The 15,209-nt window shown below is 47.6% G+C and carries 8 protein-coding genes; 3 read left to right on the forward strand and 5 right to left on the reverse strand.

Translation table 11 applies throughout. The annotated features are described in order from the left end of the window. Positions 1-311: 311 nt before the first annotated feature. Positions 312-872 (reverse strand): ribosome hibernation-promoting factor, HPF/YfiA family, encoded by a 561-nt coding sequence (gene hpf, locus PPM_RS23820; RefSeq protein ID WP_016324800.1) that lies wholly within the window; start codon positions 870-872, stop codon positions 312-314. A 435-nt stretch (positions 873-1,307) separates the two neighbouring features. Between hpf and PPM_RS30290 the strand changes: the two genes are divergently transcribed. Genes PPM_RS30290 through PPM_RS30295 form a run of 3 tightly spaced genes read left to right on the forward strand, consistent with a single transcriptional unit; the run spans position 1,308 to position 12,383 of the window. Beyond that, complete coding sequence (locus tag PPM_RS30290; RefSeq protein WP_016324801.1) at positions 1,308-1,709, forward strand: hypothetical protein; 402 nt, start codon at positions 1,308-1,310, stop codon at positions 1,707-1,709. A gap of 18 nt (positions 1,710-1,727) precedes the next feature. Then, the gene (locus PPM_RS23825; protein ID WP_016324802.1) at positions 1,728-11,684 is read left to right on the forward strand and encodes a DUF7507 domain-containing protein; all 9,957 of its coding nucleotides are present in this window, start codon (positions 1,728-1,730) and stop codon (positions 11,682-11,684) included. Between the two features lie 6 nt (positions 11,685-11,690). Continuing rightward, positions 11,691-12,383 (forward strand): conserved repeat domain protein, encoded by a 693-nt coding sequence (locus PPM_RS30295; RefSeq protein WP_016324803.1) that lies wholly within the window; start codon positions 11,691-11,693, stop codon positions 12,381-12,383. A gap of 158 nt (positions 12,384-12,541) precedes the next feature. Here PPM_RS30295 and PPM_RS23830 read toward each other — a convergent pair whose 3' ends face one another. From PPM_RS23830 to fliD, 4 genes are all read right to left on the reverse strand, one after another. Beyond that, positions 12,542-12,739 carry a cold shock domain-containing protein gene (locus tag PPM_RS23830; RefSeq protein ID WP_013373372.1) on the reverse strand — a complete coding sequence of 66 codons (198 nt, stop codon included), beginning with the start codon at positions 12,737-12,739 and terminating at the stop codon, positions 12,542-12,544. A 251-nt stretch (positions 12,740-12,990) separates the two neighbouring features. Beyond that, positions 12,991-13,326, reverse strand: coding sequence for a hypothetical protein (locus tag PPM_RS23835; protein WP_013373373.1), 336 nt, complete (start codon positions 13,324-13,326; stop codon positions 12,991-12,993). Further along, positions 13,319-13,723, reverse strand: a complete 405-nt coding sequence (gene fliS, locus PPM_RS23840; protein ID WP_013373374.1) for a flagellar export chaperone FliS — start codon at positions 13,721-13,723, stop codon at positions 13,319-13,321. Before fliS ends, PPM_RS23835 begins: the two co-directional genes overlap by 8 nt. 19 nt (positions 13,724-13,742) lie before the next feature. Further along, positions 13,743-15,200 (reverse strand): flagellar filament capping protein FliD, encoded by a 1,458-nt coding sequence (gene fliD, locus PPM_RS23845; protein WP_013373375.1) that lies wholly within the window; start codon positions 15,198-15,200, stop codon positions 13,743-13,745. Positions 15,201-15,209 lie beyond the last annotated feature (9 nt).

Raw genomic sequence — 15,209 nt, forward strand, 5'->3', positions numbered from 1 at the left:
TACCAGCCCATCGTGCGATGTTCTTTGCATAAATTGTAACAGTTTGTAGGACATGCCGCAACACAAGCAGCCTGCAGATTTGCATCCGGTTAAAGATACCAAAACAATTGACGCACGAAATACACAATTGGTTACATCGATCTAAGTTTAAATTTCCATTCATGTTTACAATAAACATATAAAAGAGCCCTATCCCGCCAGGTTCGCAAGGATAAGGCTCGTGTTATTATCATTTTCCTGATATCCATGAAGCATGCTTCAATCAAAAAGTTCTATTCATTTTAAAATGCAATAAGTTCTTGCTTTACAGGCTATTCCCGTTCGATCAGACCGTATTTACCATCATTGCGTTTGTAAACTACGTTAACTTCTTCATTATCAATGTTAGCAAATACGAAGAAATTATGTCCAATCATGTTCATTTGCAGAATAGCTTCTTCCACATCCATAGGTTTCAATAAGAAACGCTTGGTGCGGACGACTTCCAGCTCATCCAATTCTGCATCCTCATCTTCAGCAACAGCCACACCACCAGCCGGATCTTCCACAAAAAGGGTTTTTAAACTGCCTTCCTGCCGGAATTTTCGGTTTAATTTGGTCTTGTGCTTGCGAATTTGCCGTTCTAGCTTGTCTACCACGGCATCAATGGATGCATACATGTCATCGCTTTCGTCTTCGGCACGGAGTACAAGCCCCGGCAAAGGAATGGTTACTTCTACAGTGTGCAAATCTCTGGTTGTGCTTAACGTTACACTTCCATCAGACGTCGGGGGTGCATCGAAATACTTTTCAAGTCTGCTGAATTTCTTTTCAACGTAGTCCTTCAAAGCGTCGGTAACCTCGATCTGTTGACCTCGTACTGTTAAGTTCATAGGGCACGCCTCCTTTGCCTCTTCAGTATAACACATATGTTAACGCCAAGTAAAAAAGGAGATCAACATTTCGAAGATTTTTTACAATTTTCCTCATGATTCGACAAAACACTTCCCATAACGCCATTCTATGAAAAGGGTCATGTTTAAATTCAGCTCGCATACATATGTGAATAATGAAGAGATATTTAAAAAGTTACTCTGCTGGTGTCATGACAAATCAACTATTTCGAGTTCATGCTATGTATTTTATCGACTGGGGAGGGAGTTATTTGTCAGACTGAATCCGGTATAGAACCTATGCTAAAAGCAAGACCTGACTATCATGCAGGCAATTTATACGAAAGGATCATTACACCCAGCCCAGCGGGCTCTTCCCCTGCAAAAATCCTAAGACAGCTAATTGGGGAGAGATGGAAAGTAGGAAGTTAATCCATGGCTTTTATTCAGCGTTATGCAACGAACCAGACCGGGGCTATTACCTTTATAGGAAATACACTCGGGCTGGCACGTTCTGCTTCGGCGGGGGTGCCAGGTACAGTGACCAGCATTGGCGCTTTCATCACAACCAATACAGCCTCTCGCTTCGGCACATATCCATTCGGCACGACTTCTGCTTTTGCCAGTAACTCATCGACGGCATTCCTTGTGCTCCCTGCGGGCAGTACCGTGCTATATGCTGAACTTATTTGGGGAGGAAGCTATGCCAACGGCAATACCAATGTATTGTCCAGCGCCAGCAATCCGATCACATTTCAGACGCCTGCTTTATCTACTACAGTCAGTCCCGAATCTGCAACATCGATCAACGTCACCAGTCTCAGTACCTATGTGTGAACCGCAAATGTAACAAATTTGGTCATTCAAGGCGGCGCAGGGGCATATACGGTCGGAAATGTGACGGGCACCATCACGGTTCCCGATTCTACCAACACCAATCACGCTGGATGGACGCTGGCAGTGGTGTACAATAACCCGTCTCTCTCCTTCCGTAACCTATCGCTGCGTGTAGGTGGTGAAGGGGTCAGCAGCGCTACTGGCTCGGTCAACGTGGTAATAAGCGGGTTTGCCACGCCTGTACAGGGGACTTTGCGCGGCAGGGCGTTAATTAGCGCCCAAGAGGGTGACGTAGATATCACCGGGGATCGTGCGTTGTTTGGACCTACCACATCCAACTTAACTGCGCTGTCTGGGCCCAATAATTTTTCGACTAACTTTTTTGCGTCCCAAATTAACGGGGATGACGGCACATTGGTCACGACAGGGACCTTCGGTACCACTAATGCCGTGAATGGGACACCTGGGACGCAGGTGACGGGTGGACGGCAAGGCTGGGACATTACCAACGTCGATATCTCCTCCACGCTGTTAAACAGCCAAACCAGTGGTGTCCTTCAACTAACCACTAATGGGGATATTTATACCGTTAATGCCAATGCCATTCAAATTGATATCAATGCTCCGCTGGTAACCCTAACCAAAACTGCTAGCTCTACGGGATTGGTTATTGGCGATACAGTTACTTACACGGTTAACATTTCAAATACGGGGCTCGTCAGCGCTTCTAACACAGTACTTACCGATACCATACCAGTCGGAGCTACGTTTGTACCCGGCAGCGTTATTGTCGCAGGCATTGCCCAGCCCACAGCCAATCCTGCAACAGGTATTACAGTGGGCAGCGTAGCTCCTTCTTCGACAGTAACCATTACATTCCGAGCAACCGTCACTTCATTACCAGCCAACACGCAACTGGGCAATCAAGCATCGGCAGCCTTTTCCTTTCAAACCGTGCCTGGCGGGCCTGTCATCTCTGGTAGCGTTCCATCCAACACTACGAGTACACCGATCTATCAACCCGTTATTGGGATTGTTAAAAGTGCCAATACATCGGCTGCTACAGTAGGAGACACCATTACGTACACGTTTCAAATATCCAACACGGGGAGCATTGCTGCCAATCTCAACTTTATCGAGAGCATCCCGGCGGGCTCATCCTTTGTTCCGGGCAGTGTGACCATTGGCGGATCTTCCGTGCCTGCTGCTAATCCGGCTACTGGCTTTTCAGTAGGAACGATTAATACGGGGACTACTATACCAGTGACCTTTCAGACCCTCGTCAATGCTGTTCCTGCCTCTGGTAACTTGACCGATCAGGCGACTTACACGTACACCTTTACACCACCTGACGGACGTGTATTGAATGGAAACGGTACATCCAACACGCTTACCATTCCTGTATCCTCGCCGAATGTGAGCGTGACCAAAGCCTCTTCCCTAGCGGCTGCCGCTGTTGGAGAAACCGTTCAGTTTACGATAACCGCTACAAACAACGGCATTGCAAATGTGACCAATGTCGTTGTGACGGATCCGCTACCTAGCGGAGTTGCCTTCGTACCCGGCAGCGTCACTGTAAACGGAACACCAGCTACGACAGCTTCGCCTGTAAACGGGATTCCAATTGGCACTTTGGCTCCAGGCGCATCGGTAACTGTTGTATTTCGAGAAGCCATTAATTCATTGCCTTCTCCCGCGCAAATCAACAATCGCGCAACCGTCAGCTTCACCTCTGGTGCCTTTACCGGATCATCGTTGTCCAATCTTGTAGCTATACCTGTGGTAATTGCAGTGTCGACGATTACCAAAAGCGCAAGCTCCAACCGTGCCAGCGTCGGTGGAACGATTACTTATTCATTTCTCATCGCCAACACCGGTACAGCCGTGTTAAATATGACCTTAACAGAAACTGTTCCGACAGGCTCCACCTTTATTCCAGGGAGCGTCATTGTCGGCGGGTCTTCAGTTCCCGGTGCCAATCCCAATACCGGTATTCCAGTAGGTACTGTAAATCCCGGAGCACAAATTACCGTCTCGTTTCGTACCACCGTAGACTCTCTACCATCTGGGGGCGGATTAAACGATCAGGGATTACTTCAATATACGTATCAGTTGCAAGACGGGAGAGTTCTTTCCGGTTCGCTTCTATCTAATATTGTTTCTGTATCCATTTCGCTCCCCAATGTAGCAGTAACCAAGTCTGCCGGATTCACATCCGTTAGTGTAGGCGAAACGCTGACCTACAGTGTAAGCGCCGTTAATAACGGAATTGATCCCATCACCAACGCCGTGATTACCGATCCGCTTCCCGGCAGCGTCTCATTTGTACCCGGAAGCGTAACTGTTGGCGGTTCACCTGTGAGCACGGCTGACCCCAGAAGCGGCATTCCAGTCGGCAGCATTGGTGCAGGCGCATCTGTTCTAGTGTCCTATGCCGTGCTAGTTAATGCCGTCCCGTCCGTACAGCCGCTGCAAAACACGGCCAGTGTCAGTTTCACCAGTGGCACCTTTACCGGAACCTCCCAGACGAATACGGTTGCTGTGCCCGTTTATCAGCCGCGTATTAGCGTTGCCAAATCTGCAAATACAACAGCTGCTACGATTGGCGACACGATTTTGTACACCTTGTCGGTCACAAATAGCAGCAACTATAATGCTTCTGTCACGCTGACTGATGCTATTCCTTCTGGGTCTTCTTTTATAGAGAACAGCGTGGTAATCAATGGTGTTAGTCAGCCAGGAGCCAGTCCAGCAGCAGGTATTTTCATCGGAACCGTGTCACCGCAAAGCCCGATCACACTGACATTTCAAACTGTAGTGACCTCTCTTCCAACGCCATCTGTGCTGACAGACCAGGCCAACGCCGCCATTTCCTTTACGCTGCCTGATGGGCGAGTGCGAACAGATAGCACATCATCCAACGTGGTATCCATTCCTGTGTCTGCGCCAAATGTGTCCATTTCAAAGACTGCAGACCGTTCCACTGCCATTCCAGGCGATTCAGTGTTATACACGCTGACAGTACTTAACAACGGTATCCAGGCAGTGAACAATGTGGTCGTTTCCGATCCGATCCCCGCCGGTTCCCAATTCACTGCGGGCAGCGTAACACTGAATGGCATCGCAGTGGCTGGCGGAGATCCGAGATTAGGTATCCCGGTTGGAAGCATTGCCTCAGGAGGAGGGGCTACGATCACGTTCAGGGTCACGGTATCCTCTCCATTGCCGATCCCACCGCAGCTCACCAATCAAGCGCGTGTCAGCTATACCAGCGGCGCCTTTTCAGGTGTCTCAGTTTCTAATCCGGTGACGATAGCCGTAAATGCCCCAGTGCTAACTGTAAGTAAAACTGCAAATCCCATACGGGCAACGGTTGGCGATATCGTAACGTATTCTGTGGCAGTGACCAACAATGGCAACATAGCTGCTGCTGCCACATTGACAGACAATATCCCCGCAGGCTCGGCACTGGTGCCGAACAGCGTGGTCGTTAACGGTGCTCCTGCTCCGGGCGCCAGTCCCGCAACAGGTCTGTCTATTGGCTCCATTGCACCTGGAGCCACAACTCAAACAACTTTTCAGGTGGTGATTACTTCCGTGCCTTTACCTCCCCAACTCACCGACCAGGCGAATATCAGCTTTTCCTTTCAACCGCCCGATGGCCGGATTGTCAACGGCAATGTTTCGTCCAATATTGTCACAATTCCTGTATCATCGCCCAATGTGCAGGTCAGTAAAAGCACCTCGGCAACTGATGCCGTCCCCGGTGACACGATAACCTATACTATTACAGCTACTAATAGCGGCATCGAAATCGTAACAGATGTTCGTGTGACTGATACCATTCCGACAGGCTCCTCTTTTGTTCCTGGCTCTGTCATCGTAAATGGAACAACATTGTCGTCAGCTAGTCCCGTGACCGGGATTCCAGTCGGTTCGATCGCTGCCGGAGCGTCAGCAACTGTCACCTTTTCCGTGTCTGTCAATAGCTTGCCTGATCCACCCCAACTGAGTGACCAGGCCACGGTTTCTTTTACCAGCGGCACACTGAATTTCACCTCTCTCTCCAACACCGTTGTCGTTCCCGTTTACCAACCTATTATCAATCTCGTTAAAACCGCTAATACGAGTCAAGCAACCGTAGGCGATACCGTAGTTTATACACTTACCGCACAAAATACAGGGAATTTAGCAGCAACAGCTACCTTTACCGATGCCATTCCATCAGGTTCCTCCTTTATACCCAACAGCGTCACTGTTAATGGCCTGCCTGTTGCTGGAGCTAACCCTCAAACAGGTGTGGTAGTTGGAAATATTGCAGCGGGAGCCTCTGTCGCATTAACCTTTCAAGTTGTCATTAATGCTGTTCCTACGGGCTTGGGCCTGCTAAATCAAGGTTCAACCACATTCACTTTCCAGCCGCCTGACGGTCGAACATTAAACGGAAGCGTCCAATCGAACCCGGTATTTATTCCTGTATCCAATCCAGATGTCACCGTGACTAAAACAGTCAATCAGACGTCTGTAGCCTTTGGAGATACCATTACGTACACCATTACCGCAGCAAACAATGGCATTACACCTGTGACAGGAACGGTCTTTATCGACCCGATTGCTGACGGTACTACTTTTGTATCTAACTCCGTACAAGTCAATGGTGTCACTATACCGGGAGCCAACATTGCCACAGGCGTGTCAGTGGGCACTATCCCTTCTGCCAGCTCGGCAACGGTCACTTTCCAGGCCACAGTAACCTCCTTGCCAGCATCAGGTTTGTCAACGGATCAGGCAACGGTTTCCTTCAATTCTGGGGCTTTCGCAGGTCAGTCCGTCTCAAATCAAGTCAGCCTGCCTGTATTTCAGCCAATTTTAAATGTGACCAATACTCTGAGCGCAGATCGTGCAACCGTAGGGAATACGCTTGGTTTTGTCATTACTGTCACGAATACAGGCAATGCACCGGCAGACACAGTCGTGCTTGATCTGTTATCCAGCTCGCTAAGCCTGAATCAAAATAGCGTGTTGGTCAACGGTGCTCCTATTCCCGGGGCAGACCCGATTACAGGCATCAATATCGGATCGGTCGCCCCAGGTGCGACGGTAACCGTCTCATTTAGCGCTGTGGTCATATCGGTACCCCCAGGCTCCATACTAACCAACCAAGCCACTGTAAACTACACGTTCCAACTGCCGGATGGACGAACGTTGACCGGTAGCGGTGCAGCCTTGCCCGTATCCATTCCAATCTCATCACCGAATGTTACAGTCACGAAGGCTGCTGATGTGGCTGTCGCTGTCGTAGGTGATTCTGTTCCCTACGTCATAACTGCGTTCAATAACGGACTCGATCCGGTTACTGGCGTAATCGTCACAGATACCATTCCTTTCGGAACCGCCTTTGTACCGGGCAGCGTTACAATCAATGGTACTCCTGTTGTTACAGCCAACCCGCAAAATGGTATTCCTGTCGGAACGCTTGGAGCTGGTGGCGGAGCCACCATTCGCTTTTTGCTTAACGTACAATCACTGCCGTCACCAGCATCCATTACCAATGAAGCGACCGTTAGCTTTACTTCAGGTGCATTTAATGGACTTTCTGTATCCAATCCCGTTACCATCCCTGTGTACCAACCGATCGTTACTGTATCAAAAAGTGCAGGAACGGGAAGAGCTACGGTTGGAGATACTATAACCTATACAATCTCCATTACAAATTCTGGGAACATCGGCGTAGATACCATTCTTACTGATCCGATTCCAGCCGGGGCTGCCTTTATCCCTAATAGTGTAGTGATCAACGGCACCGCCGCACCCGGTTCAGATCCAACCGTTGGGATTCCCTTAGGTATTATAGGCGCCGCTACGACCGTCGCATTGACCTTCCAGGCAGTTATTACCTCACTGCCCGCGTCGGGTACACTGGTCAATCAGGCGACCGCTGCTTTCAGCTATCAGCCACCAGATGGCCGTGTCCTGACCGGAAGTGCGGTATCTCCGGCCGTGACCGTCTCCGTCTCTTCGCCGGATGTGGACGTTATCAAGACAGCCTCCGCCACAGATGCCGTAGTCGGAGATACCATTAGTTATACCGTGATCGCTACGAATAACGGAATCAGCCCAGTCGTTAATGCCGTGGTATCTGATCCACTGCCGCCAGGCACCAGCTTTATCCCCGGCAGTGTGACCGTGAATGGCACATCTGTATCTGCTGCGTCCCCAAGCTCAGGTATCCCTGTAGGCACCATTGCAGTGGGTGGCTTGGCAACCGTTACATTCCAAGTTTCCGTTGCCAGTCTGCCTCAGCCGCCGCAAATAACCAACCAAGCGACTGTCAGCTTTACTTCGGGCGCGTTGACCTCGTCTTCGCAATCCGATCCGGTAACCTTGCCCGTTTATCAACCGATTATCGGTCTGACCAAAACCGCTAATACCCTCAACACACAGATCGGATCGACATTAGTCTACAGCTTGACGCTAACCAATACTGGAAATATCGCCGTTATCCCTGTTCTGTCGGATAACATCCCTGTAGGTTCTGAACTATTGCCTAACAGCGTAGTCGTTAACGGCATCCTTGTGCCAGGAGCTTCGCCAATTACAGGCATAACACTCGGATCATTGGCCCCTTCAGGCAGTATCACAGTAAGTTTCCAAACCATTGTCTCGTCTCTGCCAACTCCGCCTATACTGACCGACCAAGGGCAAGTGAACTTTACGTACTCACCACCGGATGGTAGAGTGCTGAGCGGTACTGTTACATCTAATACAGTTAATGTCGCTGTGTCTGCACCTAATATTCAGGTGACTAAAACATCCAGTCTGGCAGCCGCTGTAGTTGGAGATACGATCAGATATACACTGAGCATTACGAATAGCGGTGTGGATTCCGTCACAGATACCGTTGTAACCGATACAATCCCAGCAGGTACTTCCTTCGTTCCAGGTAGTGTTCTTATCGACGGTGTACCTTTCCCTAACGCCTCGCCAATTGCTGGAATTGCCATTGGCAACGTCGCACCTGGAAATACATTTATCGTGAGTTTCCAAACTTCTGTCCAAAGCTTGCCGCAGCCACCACTGCTCACGGATATTGCATCCGTCACATTTACCAGCGGAACATTTACCGGCACTGCCTTTTCCGATCCACTCATCATCCCTGTGTTCCAGCCGTTAATTACACTTACTAAAGCATCGAGCACTCTTAACGCCTCCGTCGGCGATACACTAACCTATACGATTACAGCTGTGAATAACGGTAATATTGCAGCTGCCCTTACGATTAGTGATAATATTCCCGTCGGCTCATCATTCCTTGCTAACAGTGTCAGCATCGCTGGCAGTCCGCAACCTGGTGTGTCCATCGAAACTGGCGTCCCGGTTGGATCTGTGCTGCCAGGCGGAACGGTATCCGTAACTTTCCAAACTGTTATCAATGCTCTACCTAATCCACAGGTGCTGGTCGATCAAGCATCAGGCTCATTCACTTTCCAACCGCCGGATGGCAGAACCGTATCAGGATCAGCCGTATCCAACACAGTTAGCATCTCTGTATCTTCGCCAGATGTGAGCATTGTCAAAGGAACAGCAGCTACAGACGCCATTGTCGGCGATATCATCACCTATACCTTGGCCGTTTCCAACAATGGAATCAGTACTGCCAATAATATAGTGGTTTCAGATATCATTGCGGCAGGAAGCTCCTTTGTGAATGGCAGTGTTACTATAAACGGAACCTCCTTCCCTGATGGAAATCCGGGATTTGGTATTGCCATCGGTATGCTTGCTCCTGGAGCCGTTACGACCGTTACATTCCAGGTTCGAGTTGATTTCTTGCCTACACCTGCACAATTAACCAATCAGGCATCCGTTAGCTTTACCAGCGGGGCATTTACTGGCAGCTCAACATCTAATGTGGTAACTGTCCCAGTCTTCCAGCCAATCCTGACAGCAGTCAAAACAAGCAGTACCAATAATGCCACCATAGGTGACATCATCACTTACACGATTGTTGTATCCAACACCGGAAACATTGCTGCCTCGACTACGGTAAGTGACAATATTCCAGACGGCTCCGTATTCCTTCCAAATACAGTGTCGATTAACGGTATCGCTACTCCTGGTGCAAGCCCAGTTTCCGGCATCCCGACTCCAGCCATAGCACCAGGACAATCGGCAACCGTTACTTTCCAAGTGCTGGTATCCTCCATCCCTACAGCTGTACTGCTGGTAGACCAGGCTGAGGTAGGCTATCGCTTTAGTGCTCCAGATGGCCGAGAGGTCGGCGGCTTCCATTTATCCAACATCGTTGAGGTTGCCGTGTCACCGCTAGACATCACCTTAAGTAAAAGCGTAAGCTCGCCTTTCGCCACTACTGGCGATACCCTGACGTATGAACTCGTGATTCTTAACGAGGATACGGACACTGTGCAAAATGCCCGTTTGCTGGATACATTGCCAGAGGATATCGAGTTTATTACAGACTCAGTTCAGATTAACGGGTCTACCGTGGCTGGAATTGATCCTAGTGATGGCATACCGTTGCCTTCATTAGAAGCGAATACCAAGACCCTTATATCCTTCGAAGTCCGTATCGTAGCTACCGAACAGCCGGGACCGCGCACCAACCAGGCCCGCTTGTTGCTCACGAATGGTGAAGAATCGAGTGCCATTTTGTCCAATCCTGTGACAGTTGCTATACTCCAGCCTGTAGTGAACCTTACGAAATTAACCAATACAGAGAGCGCACATCCGGGTCAAAGCGTCACCTATTCTATCATCACAGAAAATGTTGGAAACACAGGTACCTTTGGCTTGTTGACGGACTTATTGGCACCTGATCTTTCCTTTGTTCCCGGCTCTGTTTCGGTTAATGGAGTGGCCCAATATGGTGTCAGTCCAGAACAGGGTATTGCTCTAGGCGTCATCGCACCAGGAGAAAAAACGACTACCGTCTTCTCCGCACTTATCGTTCGTGCCTCTGAATCGGGCTCACTGGTGAATCAAGCTTCGCTGACTTACTCCTACCAGCTGCCGGATGGGCGGAGCCTAGATCAGGAAATCACTTCGCCTTCCGTCTCGGTTAAAGTAGCCGCTGCTGATCAAGGAGCCTTGTCAGCTGTGCTGCGCACGACGGTATCTACTGTCGCATTGGGCGATGCTGTACCTTATCAGCTGACCCTTGTTAATGATGGAGGCTCCGTCGTTACCGACATCGTGTTAGCCGATTACGTACCAAGTGGCACCATCATAAGCCCGGACAGCTTGAAAATTAACGGTTCACCATCTGCCTCTAGCAAGCCGGGTGAACTACTCTTTATCGGTAGCTTACAGGCGGGACAGACAATTAACGTATCCTACACCGTAAATGTTCAATCTCTGCCGGTCGGAGGATACCTGGATAATAACGTGCGGCTTCAGTACGCTGATAATGGCGGTGCGAGCGAGGTCACCAGCAATACCGTGACTGTAGCTGTTTTCGATCCGCAGCTTGCCGCAAACATCTCCACAGACCATAAGGTGGCCCAAGCTGGGGAAAACCTGACCTACACGGTACTCCATAATAACTTTGGCAACATTGCTTCAGAAGTTATTTTTCAAAATTTCATTCCTGCCGGAACCCTATACATTCCTGGCAGCCTCCAACTGAACGATCAATCGTTGGCAGAAGCCGATCCTGCCGCCGGAGTTAGTCTTGGGTCTGTGGAACCTGGTCAGTCATTGACCCTGGCTTATCAGCTAACTGTATCCGAGACACCTCCATCTGGCTACATCGTAAATCAGGCTGCCTTTACTTACTCATTTACATTACCTGGAGGAAGAATCGTACCGGACACATTGACTACAAATACCGTGACGATCCCAGTGGTATTCCCACTGCTCGAATTGGTGAAACAGGTAAACACCTATGACGCCTCTGTAGGAGACACTCTTACCTTCACCCTTCAGATTACAAATAAAGGAGGGGTCTCGGCGTAGTTTCCGTTGTTTACGGACCTGTTGCCGCATGGACTTGTTTATGTACCCAACAGCCTGACTATCCAAGAGAAAGCACAGCCAGGCGCTAATCCTAGCACTGGTATCACACTCCCGGATATTGCACCAGGGGAGACGCTTACGCTTACGCTCCAGGGACAAATTCGTGAAGCACCTGCAGATGGAACATTCAGCAACCAGGCTACCATCGAATATACCTCACGTCGTAGTGGTGGAGAGACCTTGAAGAAAACCATCCAAACTAATACCGTAGATTTGACTGTCATCGCAGCTATTCCTAAACTTACACTTAGCTCCAGTGCTTTGCGTGTCGCGCAAGAAGATACCCTGTCCTTTACACTCCAGGTGGAAAACATCGGAAATACTCCATTGGAAGAACTATTGCTCACAGCACCATTCTCAGCCAAATATTTCCTTGTACTTAGAACCGTCACCGTGAACTCAGTGCCGCTTCCGCATCCTAATTTGCTCCAAGGTATCCCATTAGGTCAGCTTGATCCTGACCACAAAGCCGTCATCGTCTTCTCATTCGATATCGAATCTGCACTCCGCGCGTATCTGATCGCCCAGGCCATTCTGCGCTATCAGTTCCGTTATCCAGACGGACGCGTAGAGAAACAATCTGCCTCCTCCAACACCATTTTTGTGGAGATGGCTGACTTTGACGGTTCTCTAGAGTAAAGATACTGTTATGATGAGCCCCTTACCCGGTGGTAAGGGGCTTTTTATGTATTTAGAAAACATAAAAAAGCCCTGGAATATATTCCAGGGCAGTTGCTAGCGCGTTATCCATTGCTAACCATCTTACCAATTATGTAGGTCGGCTATGCCGGGGATGATTATAATTTGGTTACGTTAGCGGCTTGTGGTCCACGTGCGCCTTCGACGATGTCGAACTCCACGTCTTGTCCTTCTTCAAGTGTTTTGAAGCCTTCTGTTTGAATTGCGGAAAAATGTACAAATACGTCGCCGCCGTCAGCCGTTTCGATGAAACCATAACCTTTTTCTGCGTTAAACCATTTTACTTTACCTTGCATGCACTAACATTCCCTTCGTCATCAAATGAAGTGAAGCTCTCGCCCACATTTTTGACTATACCACCCAAAGTTATCCATTGTCAATTGGAATTGATAATGTTTTCATACATTTATTTGCCATCGATATTCTCCTGCTAATACAGTTGAATATCGTTACAATGAATTCTTAATGATTGTATAGAGGTTATAATATAGTAATAACCCGCTTCCCTGTATGCTGAAACAGGTGAAACGGGTTAGGGAAAATATTTTTATTTTCGGCGATCCATCAAAATGGCATCAGAAGAATAGGCGGTTTCGTAGGCATTGCGCTGAACTTTGGCCATGTTACGCTGTTGGAGCCAGTCGGCTGCTTCTCCTTTTAAGAAATTCATTCTGCTTATGATGGCAGTATCATTACTTAAAAGATTCTTTATACGATCGGTCTGTCCTACGTCTGCAGCACTTAGCTTAAGAAGTTCCTCTAGTTCATTCACTAGCAACTGACGACTTTCAACAAATCTCACCATCTCTTCATAAGATGTTACATTCAGTCGATTCATTAAATCAGCAGTAAGGTTCTCCAGTTGACCGATAAGCTCATCCATGGTTGGATCCTATCGCTGTATCCGCAGCGCCAGCCGTCAACTTACTTGCCTGTACCCAGGTTTCGCGTAATTCGGTGAGATATCCTAGAGCTTCATTGGCTGGATCTGCACTTTTTTTTATGTTGGCTTGAATTAAAAGATAATTCATGTATTCGTAGAGAGCAAATAAGCTTTTAGAAATATCGTAGGAGTGATCCAATGTCGACATAAGCTCACTAATGATGGTCTGTGCTTTACCAAGGTTTAGGTTAACCTTTTGATAGTCCTTAGAGTCTAAAGCAACCAGCCCCGCCTTAACAAAGCGAATGGCTCCATCATATAACATAACTACAAGTTGAGAAGGAGTAGAGGTTTGAACCGAAGACTGCCGATATTTTTCATAAGGAGATGTAATCAATCCACTCACCCTTTACTTTCTATTGTAAAAAACTTGTCAGACTGGACGACTGGGATTGGTATTTATTCATAGCTTCTTCCATGGCTGAGAATTGTTTGTAATAGCGTGTTTCCATATCACTAAGTCGGCTTTTCATGTCAGAAATTCGTTTATTGTAATCCGCAAGCTGCTTGCCCATAATACTTTCTGTTTTAAATATACTATTTACATCAGAACTATACTTGGATGTACCTGCCTTCTTAGCTAGTAAGTCCAATGTTCCGTTCATTTCGTCACTGATTTTACTGTATATCCCTGGAGTAGCGCCGTCTGCACTACCCTGAAAAATATTCATGACTTTTTGAGGGTCGCTCTGTAAAGCAACCTTGAGCTTCTCCTCATTGATATATATTTTCCCATTTTCATAGTATTGTCCAGTTGTAATGCCTATTGCGCTTAGATCACCGAGACTTCCTGTAATCACTGAACGCATCGAGGAGACTGCAGAGGATAGGATATTATCGTTTTTGAGAAGGCCACTTTTAGCCTTTTGTTCCCAAAGTGTAATATCATTCTCTTTCATGTCTTTCTTTTGTTCATCTGTAAGTGGCTGATAATCACGGTATTTTTCCTCTTTAACTTTCGAACCAAAGGTATTGAGTAAGTCATTGTAATTTTGAACGAAATTTTTGATCGTATCTAGCGCTTTAGCTGGATCTGTTTGAGTTTGAATTCTCGCAAGATCTGTAGATGTGTTCGTTGATAAAAGGGTGAGCGTGATACCATTGACAGTAAGAGAATTGTTATTAGTGGTAAATTCCTTAAAACTTGAACCACCGTCCGTACTAATTCTTACTGTTCCTGCTGTAGCGTTTTGTATTGTACCCATGCCCAATAATGTTTTCAAAGTACCTGAACCATCTGTAAGATTCGTTCCATAATCTTTTGATGTGATGGAAAATTTACCCGATACTTCATCAAAACTCGCATTAACCTTCATATCGGCATCCGTACTAATTGTATTAATAACGTTAGCTATAGTTTTATCGCTAGAAAAGGTTAAAGATTTCCCATTAATGGTGACTGTATAATCTGCAGCACCTGTACTGGTGGATAGATCTCCAATTTTTGTTGTTAGCGTAGCATCTGTACTAGAGCTAGTCAATTTACTCTCACTTGTCATATTCGATTTCTGCGCAAGGCTTGTAACTTGTACAGCCATCGCCGCCCCGCTCGCATTAGCATTTGCGTCTGCTTTGATTGCGGTCGTATTTCCCGATACAACCGCCTGTTGTGTATTCATCGCTGGTGATAACTTAAACTCCGAAAGCTTAGTTCTGAAATCAACAATTTTGCTGTTTAACTCTCTATAGCTGTCCCGTGTCCATTCCAAGATTTGTTTCTGTTGATTCAACTTGTTTAATGGTGCTTTTTTGGCAGTCATTAAACTTGTGACCATGCTATCGATATCCATTCCGGAAAATCCGTTAATACGCATGATATAATT

This window comes from Paenibacillus polymyxa M1, from assembly GCF_000237325.1.
Classification (GTDB): domain Bacteria; phylum Bacillota; class Bacilli; order Paenibacillales; family Paenibacillaceae; genus Paenibacillus; species Paenibacillus polymyxa_C.

Bases quoted from the DNA above. Each gene is read 5' to 3' on its own strand.
- hpf (WP_016324800.1), bottom strand. From the start codon at position 872: ATGAACTTAACAGTACGAGGTCAACAGATCGAGGTTACCGACGCTTTG.
- PPM_RS30290 (WP_016324801.1), top strand. From the start codon at position 1,308: ATGGCTTTTATTCAGCGTTATGCAACGAACCAGACCGGGGCTATTACC.
- PPM_RS23830 (WP_013373372.1), bottom strand. From the start codon at position 12,739: ATGCAAGGTAAAGTAAAATGGTTTAACGCAGAAAAAGGTTATGGTTTC.
- PPM_RS23835 (WP_013373373.1), bottom strand. From the start codon at position 13,326: ATGGATGAGCTTATCGGTCAACTGGAGAACCTTACTGCTGATTTAATG.
- fliD (WP_013373375.1), bottom strand. From the start codon at position 15,200: ATGCGTATTAACGGATTTTCCGGAATGGATATCGATAGCATGGTCACA.